Origin of the sequence: Hydrogenophaga sp. 5NK40-0174 (assembly GCF_040372165.1) — a bacterium.
Lineage (GTDB): Bacteria > Pseudomonadota > Gammaproteobacteria > Burkholderiales > Burkholderiaceae_C > Hydrogenophaga.
Window position 1 is genome coordinate 128,412 of sequence record NZ_BAABWG010000004.1, and the last position, 18,693, is coordinate 147,104.

At 60.7% G+C, this 18,693-nt stretch carries 20 protein-coding genes and 1 pseudogene; 9 read left to right on the forward strand and 12 right to left on the reverse strand.

What is annotated here, in order from left to right:
• Positions 1-99 precede the first annotated feature (99 nt).
• The 3 genes from ABWV89_RS13955 to bufA2 all read right to left on the reverse strand — a co-directional run bounded on the left by ABWV89_RS13955 (position 100) and on the right by bufA2 (position 2,182).
• Positions 100-924 carry an HvfC/BufC family peptide modification chaperone gene (locus tag ABWV89_RS13955; RefSeq protein ID WP_353397900.1) on the reverse strand — a complete coding sequence of 275 codons (825 nt, stop codon included), beginning with the start codon at positions 922-924 and terminating at the stop codon, positions 100-102.
• Positions 921-1,802 carry an MNIO family bufferin maturase gene (gene bufB, locus ABWV89_RS13960; protein ID WP_353397902.1) on the reverse strand — a complete coding sequence of 294 codons (882 nt, stop codon included), beginning with the start codon at positions 1,800-1,802 and terminating at the stop codon, positions 921-923. The genes ABWV89_RS13955 and bufB overlap by 4 nt, the downstream gene beginning before the upstream one ends.
• 128 nt (positions 1,803-1,930) lie before the next feature.
• Positions 1,931-2,182, reverse strand: a complete 252-nt coding sequence (bufA2, locus tag ABWV89_RS13965) for a BufA2 family periplasmic bufferin-type metallophore (RefSeq protein WP_353397905.1) — start codon at positions 2,180-2,182, stop codon at positions 1,931-1,933.
• 859 nt (positions 2,183-3,041) lie between these two features.
• On the opposite strand from bufA2, the gene ABWV89_RS13970 reads away from it, so the two are divergent.
• Entirely contained in the window at positions 3,042-3,665 is a 624-nt protein-coding gene (locus tag ABWV89_RS13970) for a glutathione S-transferase family protein (RefSeq protein ID WP_353397907.1), read from the forward strand.
• Here ABWV89_RS13970 and ABWV89_RS13975 read toward each other — a convergent pair.
• Both ABWV89_RS13975 and ABWV89_RS13980 read right to left on the reverse strand, forming a co-directional pair.
• Complete coding sequence (locus ABWV89_RS13975; protein WP_353399320.1) at positions 3,656-3,985, reverse strand: type 2 periplasmic-binding domain-containing protein; 330 nt, start codon at positions 3,983-3,985, stop codon at positions 3,656-3,658. The two genes, ABWV89_RS13970 and ABWV89_RS13975, sit on opposite strands and share 10 nt — an antisense overlap.
• Positions 3,986-4,053: 68 nt before the next feature.
• A pseudogene (locus ABWV89_RS13980) lies at positions 4,054-4,191 on the reverse strand (LysR family transcriptional regulator); the annotation flags it as partial.
• A gap of 180 nt (positions 4,192-4,371) precedes the next feature.
• Here ABWV89_RS13980 and ABWV89_RS13985 point away from each other — a divergent pair.
• From ABWV89_RS13985 to ABWV89_RS14015, 7 genes are all read left to right on the forward strand, one after another.
• Complete coding sequence (locus ABWV89_RS13985; protein WP_502903217.1) at positions 4,372-4,914, forward strand: YiaA/YiaB family inner membrane protein; 543 nt, start codon at positions 4,372-4,374, stop codon at positions 4,912-4,914.
• Positions 4,915-4,999: 85 nt separating this feature from the next.
• Entirely contained in the window at positions 5,000-5,536 is a 537-nt protein-coding gene (locus ABWV89_RS13990) for a hypothetical protein (protein WP_502903218.1), read from the forward strand.
• 17 nt (positions 5,537-5,553) lie between these two features.
• The gene (locus tag ABWV89_RS13995; RefSeq protein WP_353397910.1) at positions 5,554-6,423 is read left to right on the forward strand and encodes a DUF2145 domain-containing protein; all 870 of its coding nucleotides are present in this window, start codon (positions 5,554-5,556) and stop codon (positions 6,421-6,423) included.
• Between the two features lie 34 nt (positions 6,424-6,457).
• Complete coding sequence (locus ABWV89_RS14000; protein WP_353397913.1) at positions 6,458-7,528, forward strand: zinc ribbon domain-containing protein; 1,071 nt, start codon at positions 6,458-6,460, stop codon at positions 7,526-7,528.
• Positions 7,529-7,808: 280 nt separating this feature from the next.
• Entirely contained in the window at positions 7,809-9,581 is a 1,773-nt protein-coding gene (locus ABWV89_RS14005) for an N-acetylglutaminylglutamine amidotransferase (protein WP_353397916.1), read from the forward strand.
• Positions 9,582-9,601: 20 nt separating this feature from the next.
• Positions 9,602-11,350 (forward strand): N-acetylglutaminylglutamine synthetase, encoded by a 1,749-nt coding sequence (ngg, locus tag ABWV89_RS14010; protein WP_353397918.1) that lies wholly within the window; start codon positions 9,602-9,604, stop codon positions 11,348-11,350.
• The gene (locus ABWV89_RS14015) at positions 11,347-12,582 is read left to right on the forward strand and encodes an osmoprotectant NAGGN system M42 family peptidase (RefSeq protein WP_353397921.1); all 1,236 of its coding nucleotides are present in this window, start codon (positions 11,347-11,349) and stop codon (positions 12,580-12,582) included. Before ngg ends, ABWV89_RS14015 begins: the two co-directional genes overlap by 4 nt.
• A 21-nt stretch (positions 12,583-12,603) precedes the next feature.
• Here the strand turns inward: ABWV89_RS14015 and ABWV89_RS14020 are convergent, their stop codons facing one another.
• Complete coding sequence (locus ABWV89_RS14020) at positions 12,604-13,755, reverse strand: MFS transporter (RefSeq protein ID WP_353397924.1); 1,152 nt, start codon at positions 13,753-13,755, stop codon at positions 12,604-12,606.
• A 192-nt stretch (positions 13,756-13,947) separates the two neighbouring features.
• Between ABWV89_RS14020 and ABWV89_RS14025 the strand changes: the two genes are divergently transcribed.
• A complete protein-coding gene (locus tag ABWV89_RS14025) occupies positions 13,948-14,436 on the forward strand; it encodes a hypothetical protein (protein ID WP_353397927.1) in 489 nt (162 codons plus the stop codon).
• A 25-nt stretch (positions 14,437-14,461) separates the two neighbouring features.
• Here the strand turns inward: ABWV89_RS14025 and tgt are convergent, their stop codons facing one another.
• The 6 genes from tgt to ABWV89_RS14055 form a co-directional block, all read right to left on the reverse strand.
• Positions 14,462-15,628 carry a tRNA guanosine(34) transglycosylase Tgt gene (gene tgt / locus ABWV89_RS14030; protein WP_353397930.1) on the reverse strand — a complete coding sequence of 389 codons (1,167 nt, stop codon included), beginning with the start codon at positions 15,626-15,628 and terminating at the stop codon, positions 14,462-14,464.
• A gap of 81 nt (positions 15,629-15,709) precedes the next feature.
• Positions 15,710-16,105: a c-type cytochrome gene (locus tag ABWV89_RS14035; protein WP_353397932.1), complete on the reverse strand. Its 396-nt coding sequence runs from the start codon at positions 16,103-16,105 to the stop codon at positions 15,710-15,712.
• Between the two features lie 305 nt (positions 16,106-16,410).
• Positions 16,411-16,569, reverse strand: a complete 159-nt coding sequence (locus tag ABWV89_RS14040; protein ID WP_353397935.1) for a hypothetical protein — start codon at positions 16,567-16,569, stop codon at positions 16,411-16,413.
• 145 nt (positions 16,570-16,714) lie between these two features.
• Positions 16,715-17,185, reverse strand: a complete 471-nt coding sequence (locus ABWV89_RS14045; protein ID WP_353397938.1) for a DUF2269 family protein — start codon at positions 17,183-17,185, stop codon at positions 16,715-16,717.
• Complete coding sequence (locus ABWV89_RS14050; protein ID WP_353397940.1) at positions 17,182-17,574, reverse strand: DoxX-like family protein; 393 nt, start codon at positions 17,572-17,574, stop codon at positions 17,182-17,184. Before ABWV89_RS14050 ends, ABWV89_RS14045 begins: the two co-directional genes overlap by 4 nt.
• Positions 17,561-18,688 (reverse strand): saccharopine dehydrogenase family protein, encoded by a 1,128-nt coding sequence (locus ABWV89_RS14055; protein WP_353397943.1) that lies wholly within the window; start codon positions 18,686-18,688, stop codon positions 17,561-17,563. The genes ABWV89_RS14050 and ABWV89_RS14055 overlap by 14 nt, the downstream gene beginning before the upstream one ends.
• Positions 18,689-18,693: the final 5 nt, after the last annotated feature.

Consider the following 18,693-nt stretch of genomic DNA (forward strand, 5'->3'; position numbering starts at 1 on the left):
GTGCTCCCATCATGATCCCGGTGGCCGGGCATTTCCTCTCTCTCCTCGGAAATGCTGCCAGGCGCCGGATCTTTTTTTTGCCCGAACGCATTCGCGGTCTCAAGCTTCAACCAGCAGCCCATCGTCGACCCAGCGCCGCAGGGCCTGCGCGACCCACAGAGCTGCCTCCTCTCCTTTTTGCTGTGCACACGCCTGTTCGCACCAGGCGCCGAACGGTGTACCACCGGCACAAGCGCCCAGCAGCAGAGCTTCGTCATTGTCTACGGACCGCCATTGGGTGGCCAAGCCCTTTCGCCACACCAGCAGGGTGTGCGTTAGGGCCTGCGGTTCGCTGGTGGCCTCTTGGTGTTCGAGAGCGGACTCGTCTGCGGTGAGGGTGTGCCAGACTGGCTCGACGGCCCATTGCAGGGTGAGCAGCTGCACGCTGGGTGCGAGTGCGAACCTGAGATCGGGCCAGTGGGCCGCCGGAGTGCTCGCCACGTCGTCAAAGGACAGTGCCTGCACGTCTTCTGCGTCAAACGCCAGACTCATGGCCCACTCCATGCGGGCAAGGTCAAGAATGGCGGGGTGAGGCAAGTGTCCCGCGTTGGCTGGGTGTGCGAGCCATTCGCACAGCCGATGCCCGAAACAGCGGATGGAGGGGCGCTGCGACGGATGGTCGTTGAGGTAGGCCAACGCAAGTGATGCGAACCGTTCGTCGCCCAACGCGCCGTGCAGGGCCGGGTAGTTCGCTCGCAGGGCTTCAACCAGGCGTGCGGTGTAGGCGTGCTGGTAGACATCCAGGCGAACCGGATGCCCCGAGGAGGGTTGAGCCAGCAAACCCAAGGTTGCGCTTGCTTTCCTTGTGAGCAAGGCTGCCAAGGCCTTTTGCTGTTCACGAAGGTAGCTGGTCTCGGGTGGCATCAGGTGCATAGCGCTGGTCATGCGATGGCCTCGCTTTGAACCGCTTTTGCCGCTGCACGGCGATTCTCGCAAGCTACGCTGCTTTCCTTGCGCGCCCGATTCAACTCTTCGATCAGCTCGGACAGGTCCGGGATGTTGTCATCCCGCTCAATCATCGTGGGCACCGGGCCGAGGCGCTCAATGGTGTACCGGTACAGCTCCCAGACGTCCTCGCACACCGGGTGGTCGTGGGTGTCGATGAGAAAGCCGTTGGCATCGGTTTCATGACCGGCCAGATGGATCTGGCGAACACGATCGGCAGGCATGGCGTTGATGAATTCGTGCGGGTCAAAGCCATGGTTTTTGGCGCTGACATAGACGTTGTTCACGTCCAGCAGCCATTCGCATCCGGTGCGCTTCATGAGCGTGGCAATGAAATCCCATTCGCTCATTTCATCGGCTTGCCAGCGGATATAGCTGGAGACGTTCTCCAGAACCAGCGGGCGGCCGAGGGTGTCCTGCACGAGTTGAATGCGATCGGTCAGGTGGCGCAAGGCCACATCGGTGTAGGGCAGGGGCAAGAGGTCGTGCAGGTTGTGACCGTTCACGCCTGTCCAGCACAAATGGTCGGACACCCATGCAGGTTCGATGCGTTCGACCAGCTGTTTGAGCGCCTTCAGGTAATCGCGGTTGATGGCGTCGGTGCCACCGATGGAGAGCGAGACGCCGTGCATGACCATGGGCGTGTCGCGCCGAATGGCATCCAGGTGCGCCAATGGCTTGCCGCCAGCGACCATGTAGTTTTCGCTGATGACCTCCAGCCAGTCGACACCTCGCTGAGATGCGCTTTGTTGGCGGAAGTCAGCGTAGTGATCTGTTCGCAGGCCAAGGCCGAAGCCGGTGATGGGTGACGTGCTCATGGGCAGGCGGGCTCAGTCTCATGTGGAAAGGGTTGCTGCCTGCGCCACCCAGCCCTTTTTGATGGCAAAGGCTGGAGGCGAGGCAGACGTTCTTTCGCAAGTGCAAAAGAACGGGAAAGCCGGGGCAATTACATGACCTTGCCGCCAGCCTTGGTGCATTCCTCTGCCGAAGCCTTGCTCACCCAGCCCTGGCCTTTGCAGCTGTTCTGGCCCTTGCATTCGTTCTTGGCGGTCTTGCACTCGGACGTGCCTTTGCAACTGTTGACACCGACGCACTGCACGCTGCCTTCGGCGGCGCTGGCGGTCAGTGGTGCAGCGCCCAGTGCGAACAGGGCTGCGGCGGTGGCGGCGGCGAGGCTGGCTTTGGTTTTGACGTTCATCTGTCTCTCCTGAGTGTCTTTCGACATTGGTCTATGGAATCCGCCGGACGTCATGCCCGTCGGAGTTGGCGGGCGCGTGATGTTTGACGCTCGCTGAGACTTGGTCGCCTGGCCATGCCTTGTCTTACAGGAGGCGTCAGACAAATCGGCAGCTGAATACCAAAGATGACTTGGGTAAACCCTTGGGTGGTATCAAAAATAGATACTGAAGCGCTTGTTTTTTGCGACCAAGGACTGAATTCGGTGTCCTCAAAAAAAATTTGAGTGAAGATCCATCTGTCCCGCAAATGCACAGGGACCACTCCGGTGAGAAAGGCCGAACAGATCGCACCACAGGCTCCTCGAGAGCCCATACAAAAGGAAAGCGACTCGGTCAACCGGCGTCAGGGAGCAGGCCTCGGGGCTTGGCACAGAACTGGATTTTGCTGTCACGACACCCATCAACAACATGCGGCCCGCATTGGCCCGGAAGCATCAGTCTTCCGGGCTTTTTCTTTGGGCGTCACGTCCCACTCGAGGCTGTACTTGCAGTGCCTGCTCTGCTTTTGATGCAGCCTTGCCTGCGTGGGATGTGCCGGGTTTGCCCTGATATTGATGACATCGATAAGGTGGATTTGAACAATCCATTTCCATGATAGGGACTGTCTCCCTAGAGTTGCCCCTCATCGCAACAAGACGACAGAGCCACCTCCATACCCATCCAGAACGGATAGCGAAAAACAGCGGGGCAAGGCGTGCCCTTCGGCATAGTTGTCCCTTCAGGCAGGGCTTTGGAGGCGTACATGCAAGAACGGCAACGGCGTCTGAGAATGGACACGTTGACTGACCCCCTTGGTACATACATCGCAGAACTGACCCTATGAGCATCATCGTCCACCATCTCAACAACTCCCGTTCCCAACGCATTCTCTGGATGCTGGAGGAGTTGAAGCTGCCCTACGAGATCAAGCACTACGAGCGGGACAGCAAAACCATGCTGGCACCGCCTGCGCTGCGAAAAATCCACCCACTGGGCAAGTCGCCCGTGCTGGAAGACGGTGGCCTCAAGCTGGTGGAAACCGGCGCGATCTGCGAATACCTGGTGGCCAAGACCGGCCAGTTGGGCGCGCCTGACGATGGTGATGGGCTGGTTCGCTACCGCCAGTTCATGCACTACGCTGAAGGCTCGGTCATGCCCGTGCTGCTCCTCCTGCTGGTGCTCAACCGCATCCCGCTCATGGGCAAGCTGGCGGTCAAGAAAGTCCAGCCCATGGCAGATGTGCACCTCGACTACATCGAACGAGAGCTGGCCTCACGCCCATGGTTCGCCGGTGACACCATGAGCGCTGCCGACATCATGATGAGCTTTCCGCTGGAGGCCGCGGCCAGTCGCGCCGGCTTGAACGAATCGCGCCCAGCCACCATGGCCTGGCTGCGCAAGGTTCATGAACGCAGCGCCTACCAGACGGCGCTGTCCAAAGGTGGTGAGTACGCCTACGCCTGAGCGTCGTCCAATGTGCGTGCGGCCTCATGAAGCAGGCCGCGCAGCCACATCAGGCCCGGATCTTGGGTTCGGTATTTGTGCCACTGCATGGTTTGAGAGAAACGCAGAACCGGCAAAGGAACGGGGCGAACCACGATAGGCAAGGCGCGTTCGAGCTTGCGAGCCAACCGGGAGTGCACCGTTCCGACAAGCTCTGTTCCCACCACCATGTGCGGGATGGTGACGAAGCTGTAAGTCGACACAGAAACCCGGCGGTCCACATCCACGTTCTCGGTGAACCAGGCCTCAAAAAAGGGCAGCGAATCATCGTTCGACCGCATGGTGACGTGGCGTGCGGTGTGAGCTCCAGCTTGCCACCAACCGGCACCAGCAGCTCATCGTCGAAGTAATGCCTCAGCCGGGACAGCGCGTTGCTCATCGCCGACTGGCTCAGGTATATCCGCTCGCCAGCACGCGTGACGTTTCGCTCGGTCAGCAGCGCGTCCAACGCAACCAGCAAATTGAGATCAAGTTTCTTGAAGCGCATGCGCGTGTCCGCCAGGGTCTACTGTGTTTGAGTGTAGTGAATGCCGTTGACGGGGCAATGGCGAAAAGTACCGATATTCAATACTCAGAGATTCAATGGGCGATAAAGATATTGAATTTCGTACTGATATTCGGCCAATTCCCTGAGCATAGGCCTTGTGTTCAACGACGATTTCCCATCATGACTACTGCTTCCAATAGCCGATCTTCTTCCCTCAAAGCGCTTCGCCCGATGCGCGACACGCGGGCCTGGCGCCTTCAAGTCTGGGTGTCATTTGGTCTTGCCGCGTTTCTTTGTGCGACGGGTCTGGCATACCTGCCCGGTGAAGCGATCGACCGCGCGTTCATGGTGATGGGGTACGTGTTCTGTTTGTCTACTGTGTTTGTGCTGTCCAAAGCCATTCGTGACAACCAGGCGGCAGAAACCAAAGATGGTAGCGAAGACTCGCCGATGTGGCGCTTCGTGACCTGGGGCGGATTTGCTGTGGCCATGTCACTGACGGCATGGGGCCTGCTGCGAATGGAAATCAATGAAACCTATCGCGCATTCATGGGTGTTTGCTGGCTGTATCTGGTGACCACGGCGTTCACGCTGGCCAAGACGCTGCGCGACCAGCATGAAGCGGACCTGGCAGAAGCACGATGGCAGGGTGCACGCGCGGCACGTGCCGGCTCCTCCTATCAGGGCGCAGATGAGCAGATCGTTGTGCGAGATGACGCCTGATCATCAGGTACTCGCCTTCGCAACGGTTTCATGAATGCTGGTTGCCCGCGCTCAATGCGGGCGGCCAGGTCGCAAGGAGTCTTACATGCAAGTCAACCGGATGTACCCTTCCTCGGTCACGGTCCGTCAAACCGCGTGGCGGCGCTGGACAGGGGCCATTGCCATCAGCATCGCAGCAATGTCAATCGCTGCAGCCCCTGCGTCAACTCATGCCCATGGTGGCCCTGATGCCTCAGAGGCATCCGTGGCCCTGTCAGCTTTGCCCGTGGCCTCTGTGGTCACGGCTTCTGCTGTGGGCGGTGCCAGCGTCGGTGGGGCTGCCGTGGCGATCAGTGCGGTTCCGGCTGCACTGGCCATCTCTGGCGCTACGCTGGTGGTTGTGGCCGTCGAGGTGACCGCCTCGGGGGTGGTCTATGTGTTGGAGCGTGCATCTGACGGTGCACGGGTGAGCGTCCAGGTGGCGTCGCACGGGGCAGGGCATGTGGCTCTGAGCGTCGGCAGTGCAGTTGAGACGACGGTGATCAGCGCGGGCGTGGTGCTGTCTGCGGCTGGGGAGGTGCTGGCCTATGTTCCCAACCGCTTGGGAGAGGCGCTGCTGCACAACGAGCGGTTGACTCGATGATCGACGGAGACCAAGACATGAATGCCGATCACTCTTCTTCAGGTCGGTGCAGTGGAGCCAGACCCGTTGCCGGTCATGCCTCGGCCGCCTTGCTGGCCATTGGCATCGCCGCAGCCTGCCCATCGCCGGCCTGGGCTGGCCGCAGCTGTGAGGTCACGCCGTTGACTCCTCAGGCAATGGTCGCCGGTTTGGAGCAGGCGGCCTTGACCCGGCAGTCGCTGGAGCGAGAGCATGCGGCGTCTGGAGCGACGGTGGTTTTGCTCGCGCGCGCCGGGCAAGACCTCTCGGAATACGGGCTGAACTACTCGCATGTGGCCTGGGCTTATCGTGCTCAGCTTCCCTCCGGCATCAGCACCTGGCATGTGGTGCACAAGCTCAATCATTGCGGGTCGGACAAAGCCAGCGTATACCGGCAAGGCTTGGGAGAGTTCTTTCTGGACAATCTCTGGCAGTATCGTGCTGCTTATGTTGTCCCCGATTCGCATTGGCAAACAGCGCTGTACCGAACCTTGACCGACGATCGCGAGGCTGTGCGATTGCACCATGAACGCTATAGCGTGGTCAGCTATCCGTGGTCAACGCGCTACCAGCAATCCAACCAATGGGCCATCGAGACGCTCTCGATGGCCGTTGAGCCGGGGGTGACCGACAGGAACTCGGCGCAGGCATGGCTCAGGTTCAAGGGTTACAAGCCAACGGTGCTGCGCATCAGTGCGCTCAAGCGCCTTGGCGGCCGTATTGGGTCGGCCAACGTGGCGTTTGATGACCACCCTGGTCGTCAACGCTGGAGTAGCCGGATAGCAACCACCACGGCGGATTCGATCTTTGTCTGGATGCAGTCAGCAGGGTACGGTTCGAAGCCTGTTCTGGTATTGCCCGGGGCCTGACGCTCCATGAGATTTTTGTGAAGAGGATTGATCAATGAAAAAGGGTCTTCGATTGTCTGAGCGCTGGTTCAACCGCGCACTGTGGCTGGTGGCGTTCGCTTTCGCCTGGTTCCTCACCGGTTTGGGCAACACCGTCGTTCGGGATCTGCCCAAGGTCGAGCAGCGCCAGACCATCGAGAACTTCATGGATGCACAGCGCCTGGCCACTTTGAAATCCACGATCAGGAAGGCGGAGGCTGATGAGCGGGATGCCAGCGAGGCACTGGATCAGGCCGAGCTGGTGCACGACACCGCCAAAGCCAACAATCGTGCTGCCCGCGAGACGTTCAGCAACTGGCTGGCGACCCGGCGCGTCACCGAGCAGGGCGCTCATGACCCGGAGCTGGTGCGACGGACCAATGAACTGGATACCTTGCGCGCAGCGCAACGCGATGCACTCAGTGGTGTTCAGAGTCAGCAAAAACTCGTTCTGGACGCCAGACAGTCCCGGCAGGCAGCCGAGCGCGAGATGTCACAGATGCGTGAGGATGCATCGGAGGCATTCCAGTCTGCCCGCCGGTCACAAGAGCTGCGAGTGTTTGGCTATCGCCTGGCCCTGACGCTGCCTTTGCTCGTGGCCGCTGGCTACCTCTTTGCACGAAAGCGCAAAGGCCCGTACTGGCCGTTTGTGTGGGGATTCATTTTCTTTGCCGCGTTTGCGTTCTTCGTGGAGCTGGTGCCCTATCTGCCCAGCTATGGCGGGTACGTGCGATACATCGTCGGTATCCTGGTCACGGTGATCGGAGGGCGCTACGCCATCATGGCGCTGCAGTCCTACCTGCAGCGCCAGCGCGAAGCGGAAGCCAGACCGGAGTCAGATCGCAGGCAGGCGCTGGACTATGACAAGGCGCAAGCCAGCCTCGATAAAGGCGTGTGCCCAGGGTGTGAGCGGACCCTGGCCAAGAAGGGAGAGGCCATTGGGGTGGATTTCTGCCCCCACTGCGGCATGAACCTGTTCCATGCGTGCCAGCAATGCGGCACTCGTCGCAACAGCCTCAGCCACTTTTGCCACCACTGCGGCGATGCGGGAGACGATCACGGCGATGCTCAGCCGGTGGCGCACTAAGGCGTAAGGGTATGGGGGGTGTGGCTCACGGGAGTGACGCGGGACCGCTATACTGAATGCTATCGCTTTACTTTATCCGCGTGCTGAACAGCAGTGCGAGGCTCGACAGAGACTGCCATTCAGCTCCGGTCAGATCGCTCATAACACTCCCCACCCAATCCTGAACCCAGCCTGGCCCATTCGTGTGCCGGGCTGATCTGGCTTGTGGTGGATTTCTCTGCTGAGCCCGGCCGCTGAGGTCTGGTGCGCGGGTTACGTTGGACAGAAGGGTATTGCAGACATGTGTGGAATCGCAGGAGAAATCCGGTTTGACGGGCAGGCTGTCAATGTTGACGCCTTGCTCCGCATGAACCAGCGGCACGAGCCGCGGGGGCCAGATTCACAAGGCCTGCTGATACAGGAACGCCTTGGACTGGGGCACCGACGTCTGAAGATCATGGATCTTTCCGATGCGTCACAGCAACCCATGTTCGACCCACTGCTGGGTGTCGGCATCGTGTTCAATGGCGCGGTCTACAACCATCCGGAGTTGCGCAAGGAGCTGGAAGGCAAGGGCTACCGTTTCTATTCGCACGGCGATACCGAGGTTTTGCTCAAGGCCTACCACGCCTGGGGCCCTGACTTCGTCAAACGGCTCAACGGCATGTTTGCGTTTGCGATCTGGGAGCGTGACAGCGGCAAGGTACTGCTCGGTCGTGATCGCCTGGGTATCAAGCCGCTTTACCTGGCGCCTGTTCGTGGTGGGCTACGCTTCGCCTCTGCCCTCCCGGCTTTGCTGGATGCTGGCGGTGTGGACACCAGCATCGATCCACTGGCCTTGAACCACTATTTGTCCCTGCACGCCATCGTGCCCGCGCCACGCACCATCTTCAATGGCGTGCGCAAGTTGGCACCGGGCACGCTGATGTTTGTCGACCCGGATGGCAAAACGCGTGAAGAGCGCTTCTGGTCGCTCAATTACGATCGCACTGCGGAAGAAGAAAAGCGCTCGTTTGATGATTGGCGTGACATCCTGCTCGACGAGCTTCGTGCCTCCGTCAAGCGTCGCCTGGTGGCAGACGTGCCCGTGGGTGCGCTGCTCTCCGGTGGCGTGGACTCCAGCCTGATCGTGGGCCTGATGAGCGAGGCTGGGGTGTCCAACCTGCGGACCTACAACGTCGGCTTTGAGGACGTAGGTGGCGAGAAAGGCAACGAGTTCGAATACGCCGATATCGTGGCCCAGCGCTTTGGCACCGAGCACGAGCGCATCTTCGTGCCCGAGCAGCAGTTGCTCACGCGCCTGCCGGAAGCGATCGGTGCGATGAACGAGCCCATGGTCAGTCATGACTGCATTGGCTTCTACCTGCTGTCGGAAGCGGTATCGCGTCACAGCAAGGTGGTGCAAAGCGGGCAGGGTGCCGACGAAGTATTTGGTGGCTACCACTGGTATCCGAAGCTCGATGGCAGTGCTCAGCCCGTGGAGGACTATCTGGCAGCGTTCTGTGATCGTGATCATGCCGAGTACCTGCAAGTGGTCGAGGACGGTTACCACTGTGAAGATGCGACGGCAAACTTCATTCGCGAGCACCTGACGGCACCGGGTGCGACGGACCCTGTCGACCAGGCCTTGCGCATGGACACTACCGTGATGCTGGTGGACGACCCCGTCAAGCGTGTCGACAACATGACGATGGCTTTCGGTCTGGAAGCCCGCGTTCCCTTCCTCGATCACGAACTGGTTGAACTGGCAGCGCGCATCCCTGCACGCCACAAACTCGCTGGCGGAGGCAAGGGCATTCTCAAGGAAGCCGCACGCAAAGTCATTCCGTCCGAAGTGATTGACCGGCCCAAGGGCTATTTCCCTGTCCCGGCGCTCAAACATTTGCAAGGCAATGTGCTGGACATGGTGCGCGACGCGTTGCATTCGCGCTCTGCGCGGGAGCGCGACCTGTTCCGCGCCGGCTATGTGCAAAAGCTCATTGATGATCCGGCCGCACACATGACGCCGTTGCGTGGTTCGAAGTTGTGGCAGCTCGGTTTGCTGGAGCTTTGGCTTCAGAACCATCTGCACTGACCAACGCTGAGGAGATCGCCATGATTCGCAAGGAGCATGCGCAGCGCTCTCGCCGCCTGGGTCAATCGACCTTGCCTCAGGAGGAGGTCCAGCGTCGCGCAGAACGTGGCCCGCGAGACGTGACTGTCGATTGCGGCTGGGGACGCCTGATTGCAGGCTATACCTTCTCGGACTCAGCCCAGATTGCGCACGAGTTGCTGGCTGAGGAGCCGGGACAGCGCGACATTGCGTTCTATGTAGACAAACCACATGTGGTGGTGTCACACGCGCCAGAGAAGCTGTTCGTGGACCCCTCGGAGACTTATCGCCTGTCTCTGAACAATTACGTTCCCTCGCGCGCAGCAAAGCGAGGGTTTACCGTTCGGCGTTTGCGTTCCCGATCGGATGTGGCTGCCATCAATGCCATCTACCGTGCCCGGCGCATGGTGCCGGTGGATGCATCGTGGGTGTGGAGCCAGAGGGCTGAGCGAAAAATTGTCTATGTGCTGGCAGAGGACCAGATCACGGGGGAGGTGCTGGGCGTGGTGATGGGGCTCGACCACTCACAAGGCATCGACCCCAGGAATGAAGGGTCGAGCCTGTGGGCGCTGGCCGTCTCACCCTATGCAGGCCATGCAGGCATTGGCGAAGCACTCACCCGCTTCCTGGCTGAACACTTCCAGGCGCGAGGCAGGGCCTATATGGATTTGTCCGTGCTGCACGATAACCAGTCGGCCATTGCCCTTTACGAGAAACTTGGTTTCCAGCGCATCTCTTCCTTCGCCGTCAAACGTCGCAATGCCATCAATGTCCCTTTGTTTACGCGGGGGGTGAAACCCGATGAGGAAGGGCTGAATCCGTACGCTCGCATCATTGTGGACGAGGCGCAGCGACGAGGCATTCACGTGGAAGTCATCGATGCCGAAAATGGCTATTTCAAGCTCAGCCACGGCGGGAGAAGTGTGGTCTGCCGAGAATCGTTGTCGGAGCTGACCAGTGCGGTGGCGATGAGCCGGTGCGCTGACAAGCGCGTCACTGTGAAGCTCCTGGCCAGTGCGGGGCTGGGCGTGCCCGAGCAGATGCTGGCGGCGGACGATGAGCAGAATGCGGCGTTCCTTCGCAAGCACGGTGACATTGTCGTCAAGCCTGTGGATGGCGAGCAAGGCAAAGGCATCAGTGTGAACATCACTTCGGTGGACGACATGTCGGCGGCCATCGAGCAAGCCGCCCAGTTCTCAGAGCGGGTGTTGCTGGAACAGTTCTGCGCCGGGCTGGATTTGCGAATCGTGGTGATCAATCATCAGGTGGTGGCTGCAGCTGTGCGGCGACCGGCGACCATCGTTGGCGATGGAAAATCCACGATTGAAGAGCTGATTGCCGCACGAAGCAAGCGCCGGGCGGCTGCGACCGGAGGCGAGAGCCGCATCCCGATGGATGCGGAGACGCGCCGTTGCGTGGCGCTGCATGGCTATGAAATGTCGGACGTGCTTGCACTGGAGCAGTCGCTAGAAGTGCGAAAGACAGCGAACCTCCATACCGGGGGCACCATCCATGATGTGACCGATGACCTGCATCCGGCGCTGCGCAGTGCAGCCGAACATGCCAGCCGCGTGCTCGACATTCCTGTGACCGGCCTGGATTTCCTCGTTCCCTCGGTCAGTGCGCCAGAATACGTGATCATCGAAGCCAACGAGAGACCAGGTCTGGCCAATCATGAGCCCCGGCCAACTGCCCAGTGCTTCATTGACCTGTTGTTTCCCCAAATGAAAATGAAGGCGGAATCCCCATGACCCATCCTGTCGCACGACCGACCGAAGACACGCCTCTGACAGCGCTGCCCGCACTGGACTACGCATACATCGAAGAGACCCTGCTGCAACTTCTGGCGATTCCAAGCCCCGTCGGCCTGACCGATGGCGTGGTTCGCTACACAGCCAACCGCCTGGAGGCCATGGGTCTTCCGTATGAGATCACACGCCGCGGTGCCATCAGGGCCACCATCAAGGGGCGAGACCCGAAGCCAGCTCGTGCCATCGTGGCGCACCTGGATACGCTCGGTGCGATGGTGCGTGAACTCAAACCCAATGGCCGTGTTGGCATTGTTCCCATCGGACATTGGTCATCTCGGTTTGCCGAGGGCGGTCGTTTGACGATCTTTACCGACAACCAGCAACTGCGTGGGACGTGTCTGCCTTTGAAGACTTCCGGTCATGCGTTTGGCGGAGAAATTGACACCCAGCCAGTGGGCTGGGAGCAAGTGGAAGTGCGTGTCGACCAGCTCTCCAACAGCAAGGCCGACCTTGAAGCGCTAGGCCTGAACGTCGGCGACTGGATAGCGTTTGATCCGCAGCCGGAGATTCAGCCAGACGGCTACATCAACTCCCGTTACCTCGATGACAAAGCCGCAGTGGCCGTGTTGCTGGGGGCCTGCAAGGCGATTGTCGACAGTGGCCGCATGCCGGCAGTCGATGTGCACCCGCTGTTCACCATTACCGAAGAAGTGGGTTCAGGATCGTCTGCTGCGCTGCAGGGTGAGATTGCCGAAATGGTGAGTCTGGACATCGCCATTGCGGCGCCAGGGCAGAACACCAACGAGCAAGCGGCAACAATCTGCATGCAAGACATGTCGGGGCCGTTCGACTACCACCTCACGCACAAACTGATCAACCTCGCTCAACTGCACAACATTTCGCACAGGCGCGACGTGTTCAAGTACTACCGTTCCGATTCTGCCGCCGCAGTGGAGGCAGGCAATGACATTCGAACCGCTTTGATCGGCTTTGGTGCAGATGCTTCCCATGGGTACGAGCGCACACACAAAGACGCACTGATCTCGCTGACGCAACTGAGTGTGGCTTACATGTTGTCGAACCCGGTGGCGCGACGAGACCGCAAATCCATGGGCTCTCTCGAAGGCTTTACCGAGCAGATCAGACCAGAGGACATGCTCACGCCTGCCACGCAACTGCCCGATCCGGAAAGCTTCTTCGACCAGGGCGAAGGTGCCTTCGGCGGACGCTGACCCAGCGATCGGAATGGCCCGTTACCGCGCCTTCTGTTCTTGGAGCAGTGGGCGCATGGCGATCAGGCCCAGCGCAGGGCCTATCGCCAGCCAGGGCAGCAGGCTCCCCAGGTGGGAGTGCTTGGTGAGTTCGACGAAGAGCATGATGCTCACGATGGATATTCCAAACCCGATGCTGTTGGTCAGGGTGAGTACACTGCCAACCGCTTGCGGTGGTGCATTGCGTGCCGTGAGCGCAGAGAACTGAGGCGAGTCTCCGGCCACGGTGATGCCCCAAATGGTGAGCCAGAGATAGAACACTGCGTCGCTGGCGTTCATCAGCGCGGGCGCCAGCAGGCAGCAGACACCACTGATCAGCAGTTGCACGGTGGCCACCTTGGCGCTTCCCCAGCGTTTGACCAACCATCCGCCAGCCATGCAACCGAACGCGCCAATGCCGAGCACCCAGAATGCGACCCATGACAGGGCTGCACCTTCGAGTCGCGTCGCCAGTATCAAGGGCACCAATACCCAGACGGTGTAGAGCTCCCACATGTGGCCAAAGTAGCCCAGCACGGATGCCCTCACCTTCGGATCGGTCCACACCGTTCCCAAGGCGCGCCATTGCAAGGTGGTGACCTTCGGATGAGCGTGGTGCGGTTCAGGAATGAGCCACAGCACGATCAGGCCGCTCAAGGCAGCCAAGGCGGCAACGCCCAGCATCAGACTTTGCCAAGGCAGTGCCTGACCCAATGCTCGCAGGGCGTGGGCCGATGCAGACCCAAGCACCAATGCGCCCACCAGCAAGCCCAGCGCAGCGCCCAGACCTTGCGGGAACCACTGCGCGGCGATTTTCATGCCCACTGGGTAAATGCCCGCAAGGAAGAAGCCGGTGGCAAATCGCCAGAGCATCAAGGCCTCATAGTGTTCAACCATCGCCCATGCACCGACCGTGCAACCCGCGCCTGCCATCGCACACAGAAAGAACACCCAGCGAGCGGAGAACCGGTCGGCAATGGCCAGGAGCGCAAAGACCAGCGTGCCGATGATGAAGCCGAACTGCAAGGCGGATGTGAGAGGGGCCACCGCTGTGATCGGCCAGCCGAATGCTTGCTGCAAATCGGGCATCACCGCGTTGATGGCGAACCACAAGGACGTGCCGCCAAACTGCGCCAGAACGAGCGCGGGAAGCACTCGGGACGGCGTTGAATGGGAGTGTGCAGGTGCAGGCAAGTTGATTGAGCTGTGACGCAGTGGCAGAAGAAGTATCGGGTGATCGTACCTGTTGTGCACTCAGGTGATACCCATGCCAGCTGAGCTTGCGGGGCCATCCAATGCGCAAGGAGACTTGCCGTACAAGCATGTGCTTGGGCGACAAGGAGAGATATGGTTGCTCGACCATTGAACGAGATCCGTACCCATTGGTCACGCACGGTGGCATTGCTCGCCGTCAGTGCTGCGGCATTGGGTTTGGCTGGCTGCTACATCGTCCCCATTGAGCCGCACGCCGGGCACCATGAGGTACACGGTCCGCATGGTGCCATCGCATCGGCGCAGCCCGTCTCGCCGGCACCATTGCGCTTCACTGCGCGCCTGTACCCGGCCAACGAGGCGGCCAGAGCGCATGGCGTGGTTGAGGCACTGGTGAGCAATGACCACCAGGGGCGCGGAAGCTTCTTTGCCACCATTGGCGGAGAGTCATTCACCGGGGAGGCCACTCGAACCGCTGGCAAGATGCACGAAGGCACGGCCAACGGCGCTGGCAATCGCGGCAGCTATCTGCGTTGTCGCTACCAGATGAACTCGCAAACCCTGGGCTCAGGCACCTGCGAGCTCTCGGATGGTTCTGTGTTCAACATGCACGTGGGCAACTAAGGGCGCTCGTGCTTGTCTGCTCGACTTATATGCCCCTAGCGCGGTCAGCCGCAAACTGCTGGCGGAAAGCGTGGAATTGGCCCGCTTCCAGCGCGTTGCGCACTTCCTGCATCAGGTTCAGGTAATAGTGCAGGTTGTGCACGGTGGCCAGCATGGGGCCCAGCATCTCGCCGCAGCGGTCGAGGTGGTGCAGGTAGGCACGACTGAAGCCTTCTCGCCCGCCATCGGCGTAGGACACACCCGCGTTGCCAGCGCATGCGTAGCAGGTGCAGGTCTCGTCCAGCGGGCGGTGGTCCGACTTGTGGCGTGCATTGCGAATCTTCAGGTCGCCGAAGCGGGTGAACAAAGTGCCATTGCGGGCGTTGCGGGTAGGCATGACGCAATCGAACATGTCCACACCACAGGCCACGCCTTCGACCAGGTCTTCCGGCGTGCCCACACCCATGAGGTAGCGGGGCTTGTTTTCGGGCAGGCGGTGGGGCGTGTGCGCCATGATGCGCCGCATCTCGTCCTTGGGCTCACCCACGCTGACGCCACCCACTGCATAGCCGGGGAAGTTCATGTCGACCAGCGCATCAAGGGATTCCTGGCGCAGGTTCTCGAACATGCCGCCTTGCACGATGCCGAACAAGGCGTTGGGGTTCTCCAGCCGCTCGAATTCGTCCTTGGAGCGTTGTGCCCAACGCAGGCTCATTTCCATGGACGCGCGGGCTTCCTTTTCCGTCGTGAGGTGGCCCTTGGTTTCGTAGGGCGTGCACTCGTCGAGCTGCATGACGATGTCGGAGTTGAGCACCGTCTGGATCTGCATGCTCACCTCGGGCGACATGAAGAGCTTGTCGCCGTTGACGGGAGAGGCGAAGTGAACGCCTTCCTCGGTGATCTTGCGCATGTCACCCAGGCTCCACACCTGGAAGCCGCCGGAGTCGGTCAGGATGGGCTTGTGCCACTGCTCGAACGCATGCAGGCCGCCAAAGCTCTCCATGATGTCGAGTCCTGGGCGCATCCACAGGTGAAAGGTGTTGCCCAGGATGATCTGGGCACCCATGTCCTCCAGGCTACGGGGCATGACACCTTTGACCGTGCCATAGGTGCCGACCGGCATGAAGATGGGGGTTTCGACCACGCCGTGGTTGAGCGTGAGCCGACCGCGGCGCGCATGGCCATCGGTTTTGATGAGATCGAATTGCAGCATGATGGACCGCATTGTCTCAAATGCAATGCGATCCACGGGGAACTCGGCCGCGTTTCCCCTTCGTCGTATGACGGGCTGTGCTTACTTGAGGGTCAGAATCCAGCTGACCAGCTTGCCGGCATCTGCCTCAGAGATGGCGACTTTGTTCGGTGGCATGGACAAGCCACTGACTTTGCCCTTCCAGTGGCTTTCGTAAGGGCTGCTGCCCGCCAGCACGATTTGCGTCAGCTTCGCTTGTGCATCTGTCTGCCCCGCGTATTTGGCGGACACGTCCTTCCAAGCGGGACCGATCGGGGCCATGCCATCAGGTCCTTTGGCGCTGGGATCAATGTGGTGGCAGGTCATGCAGCCGGCACCGGTTGCCAGCTTGAGGGCTTCCTGCTCGGTCGGGGCTTCGGCTTGTGCCATCCCGGCAGCCGTGGAGAGCAAAGCTCCCATGGCCATGGCGCTCAAACGGCGGGTTGCGGCGGATTTCATCGTGCATTCTCCTAAAGAGTCGGTTGAATGCACTCAGGCTATGCGATCTGCAAAAGCGGCCATTGATCAACATCAAATGCCGCTGTGGGCGTCGCATAGTGAGACAGTCGGCATGCCTGGGTGGGTGGACGATGTCCCGCAGGCTGAGGCGCATGGTCTTCGCAAAAAGGGGGAGCGATGGGTTCGCTGCACGAGCTATCCGCCAGGCGACGCAGCGGGAGGGCGGCTACCCGTGAGCCATTCTTCAATGCTTGGCGGCGCCGGACTCGCTGTGCCAGTTGTCGCCAGGGCCCAACAGCCGGGTGTCAGCGGCTGGCTTCTGAGCTGGAAGTGTTGTCTGCCAACGACGTCGTCTGGGCGTGTGCGGCAGAGTGGTCGGACTGGTCCCAGCCCCAGGCCAGCAAAAGGGAAATGCCAAGAGACAGGGCAAGGGCCAAGCCCAGGCGGGTCAGGATCTCGATCACGGAAATAGCTTGTCGTTATGGTTGCAGTTGCACGGTGCAGGCGAGATTTTGCCTGTAAATGCGATCAAAAGCACCAGTTTGGGGCCTGGACTTGTTACAAAATAGTCTCTGGTGCAGCCGGGACGACACAAGCGCGTGCGCTGAATCACGCCGGCTTGAACACCATGAGCCCGTAGGTGACCAACATGGAAACAAAGGCGGGATAGCCACACCATTCCCATCGCCGGGCCAGTTGCCAGTAGCGTGGAGGCAACTCTGTTGCGCCTTTGCGAGACGCTTCCTCCGCGATTCGGGCCATGTCGAGTTGCATTTTCACCACTGGCAGCCACAGGGCGCCGCTCAGGATGTAGAGCCCGAGTGAGGCAGCGATCCAGGTGGTATTGAGTGGCCAACCGGCCATGTGGGCCATCCAGAGCCCGGAGATCGGCTGGTAGATGGCCGCAGGGGTGGTGAACCACCAATCAGCCCTGACTACCAGCCGGCTCACCACGGCCTGGGCCGCCACGTTGCGGCTTCGGTTGGCAAAGTAAAGGTAGAACGCCGTGCCAAACCCGGTGCCCACGAGCAAGACACTGGACAGGATGTGCGACCACTTGATCAGCAGATAGGTGTTCATGGAATGTCGCGCACCTGGTCTGTGTGCCGGATCAGTAGCCAGAGTATGGCCAGGATTGGCAGATTCTTGCTCAGCGGGCCGAGGGGATGCAGCCATTGCTCCGGCGCCCACACGCTGGCCATGACTGTCATGGTGAGAACCATGACCAGGCAAATCCAGTAGACCGCTCGACCGGGGCGAAACCACAAAGCCAGCCCCAGCAGCAGGTCCAGCATCGCGCCTGATCCGATGGCCGCCGATTTCCAGGCGTCGCGCCCGGACCCCCAGGCGGTCAAGAGCTCGCGGCTTTGGCCGTTCCACTCCAGCAGGGACACCAGGGCGGTGAGCAGCCAGACAGCGACCAGGCTCCAGCGCAGGTAGCGCAGCTCGGGGCGTTCAGTCTTGAGCATGCTGCCGAATCTCAGTGACCATGCCCCAGTGCTTGAACTCGGACTGAAACGCATCGAGAGGCAGCAGACTGGTGGCCGTGTGTGCGCCGACCTTGCCGCCTGGATGGCCCGAGGCGAGCTGGCGGGCCAGGAGGATGGCGGCCATGGTGGGAATTTCAGGGCCGTGGTCGTTATCGGCACTGATATGCCATTCGCGATGTATCGCCTTGCCCTGCTCATCCAGTCCATCCACAGACACCACCATGCCCCCCAGGGCTGAGCCCCATCGATCGAACATGGGGGCAAAGCGGTGCATCACGGATGCCAAGCGCTCGGGGTGGCGAATCCAGCCGCGTTGTACGCAGTAGGCCAGCCAGGCGAAGGCGCGTTGAGACAGGCCCACTTCAAGTGCGGCGCGGAACCGGACGCTGTTTCTGACGCTGTAATGCTCAGGGAACAATTGCAGGTCGGGAATGTCGCAGACCGCTCCCAGTCTTGGCTTCATGTGCGCAAACTGCACCGGGGTCGGGCTGGCCCACCCGATTGTGCTTTGCCACTTGCCATCCTGCCAGACCGGAATCGGGCGACCGCAGTAGCTCAGGACCGCCGCGATGGTGGCTTGGCCTCGCGGGGCAGACTGTGCAGGAGCGATGCAAACATCGATGCTGTCTATGGCTTGCCACCCGATGGTGAGGTGGTCCACCACTGCCGATGAAAGGGCGGGCACCGTGCTGGCGCCTGAAACAGCCAGCTTCCCGGCTGCAGTGAATGCGCTGTTGAGGGCGTTCGGAAACGCGCAGACAAATTCGCGGCCATCTGCCAGGTCGATATAGTGCGCACCCGCTTCAGCGCAGGCGCGTGCCACCAGGTACTCCTGGGCCTGAAACGGCCCCGCCGTATGGATGAGGGTATGGACCTGCAACTTGCGCAAGGTTTGTGCAAGGTCGGGGCGTTGTGCGTCGAGCATCACGGCTTGCGCGGCTCCCCGTAGCGTCTGTGCAAAGGCGCGGGCCTTGTCGTGGCGGCGGGCTGCCACCATGAGCTCAATGCCCGGGTCGGAGGCCAGCCGCTTGCAAATGCGAGCGCCAAAATTGCCGTGTCCACCCAAGACCAGAATCCGATGGTGCTTGTTCATGCTCT

Coding starts and splice junctions, on each gene's coding strand:
- ABWV89_RS14025 (WP_353397927.1), top strand. CDS start 13,948: ATGGTTGCTCGACCATTGAACGAGATCCGTACCCATTGGTCACGCACG.
- ABWV89_RS14055 (WP_353397943.1), bottom strand. CDS start 18,688: ATGAACAAGCACCATCGGATTCTGGTCTTGGGTGGACACGGCAATTTT.
- ngg (WP_353397918.1), top strand. CDS start 9,602: ATGATTCGCAAGGAGCATGCGCAGCGCTCTCGCCGCCTGGGTCAATCG.
- tgt (WP_353397930.1), bottom strand. CDS start 15,628: ATGCTGCAATTCGATCTCATCAAAACCGATGGCCATGCGCGCCGCGGT.
- ABWV89_RS13990 (WP_502903218.1), top strand. CDS start 5,000: ATGCAAGTCAACCGGATGTACCCTTCCTCGGTCACGGTCCGTCAAACC.
- ABWV89_RS14035 (WP_353397932.1), bottom strand. CDS start 16,105: ATGAAATCCGCCGCAACCCGCCGTTTGAGCGCCATGGCCATGGGAGCT.
- ABWV89_RS13995 (WP_353397910.1), top strand. CDS start 5,554: ATGAATGCCGATCACTCTTCTTCAGGTCGGTGCAGTGGAGCCAGACCC.
- ABWV89_RS13955 (WP_353397900.1), bottom strand. CDS start 924: ATGACCAGCGCTATGCACCTGATGCCACCCGAGACCAGCTACCTTCGT.
- ABWV89_RS13970 (WP_353397907.1), top strand. CDS start 3,042: ATGAGCATCATCGTCCACCATCTCAACAACTCCCGTTCCCAACGCATT.
- ABWV89_RS14045 (WP_353397938.1), bottom strand. CDS start 17,185: ATGAACACCTATCTGCTGATCAAGTGGTCGCACATCCTGTCCAGTGTC.
- bufA2 (WP_353397905.1), bottom strand. CDS start 2,182: ATGAACGTCAAAACCAAAGCCAGCCTCGCCGCCGCCACCGCCGCAGCC.
- ABWV89_RS14015 (WP_353397921.1), top strand. CDS start 11,347: ATGACCCATCCTGTCGCACGACCGACCGAAGACACGCCTCTGACAGCG.
- bufB (WP_353397902.1), bottom strand. CDS start 1,802: ATGAGCACGTCACCCATCACCGGCTTCGGCCTTGGCCTGCGAACAGAT.
- ABWV89_RS13985 (WP_502903217.1), top strand. CDS start 4,372: ATGACTACTGCTTCCAATAGCCGATCTTCTTCCCTCAAAGCGCTTCGC.
- ABWV89_RS14000 (WP_353397913.1), top strand. CDS start 6,458: ATGAAAAAGGGTCTTCGATTGTCTGAGCGCTGGTTCAACCGCGCACTG.
- ABWV89_RS14005 (WP_353397916.1), top strand. CDS start 7,809: ATGTGTGGAATCGCAGGAGAAATCCGGTTTGACGGGCAGGCTGTCAAT.
- ABWV89_RS13975 (WP_353399320.1), bottom strand. CDS start 3,985: ATGCGGTCGAACGATGATTCGCTGCCCTTTTTTGAGGCCTGGTTCACC.
- ABWV89_RS14050 (WP_353397940.1), bottom strand. CDS start 17,574: ATGCTCAAGACTGAACGCCCCGAGCTGCGCTACCTGCGCTGGAGCCTG.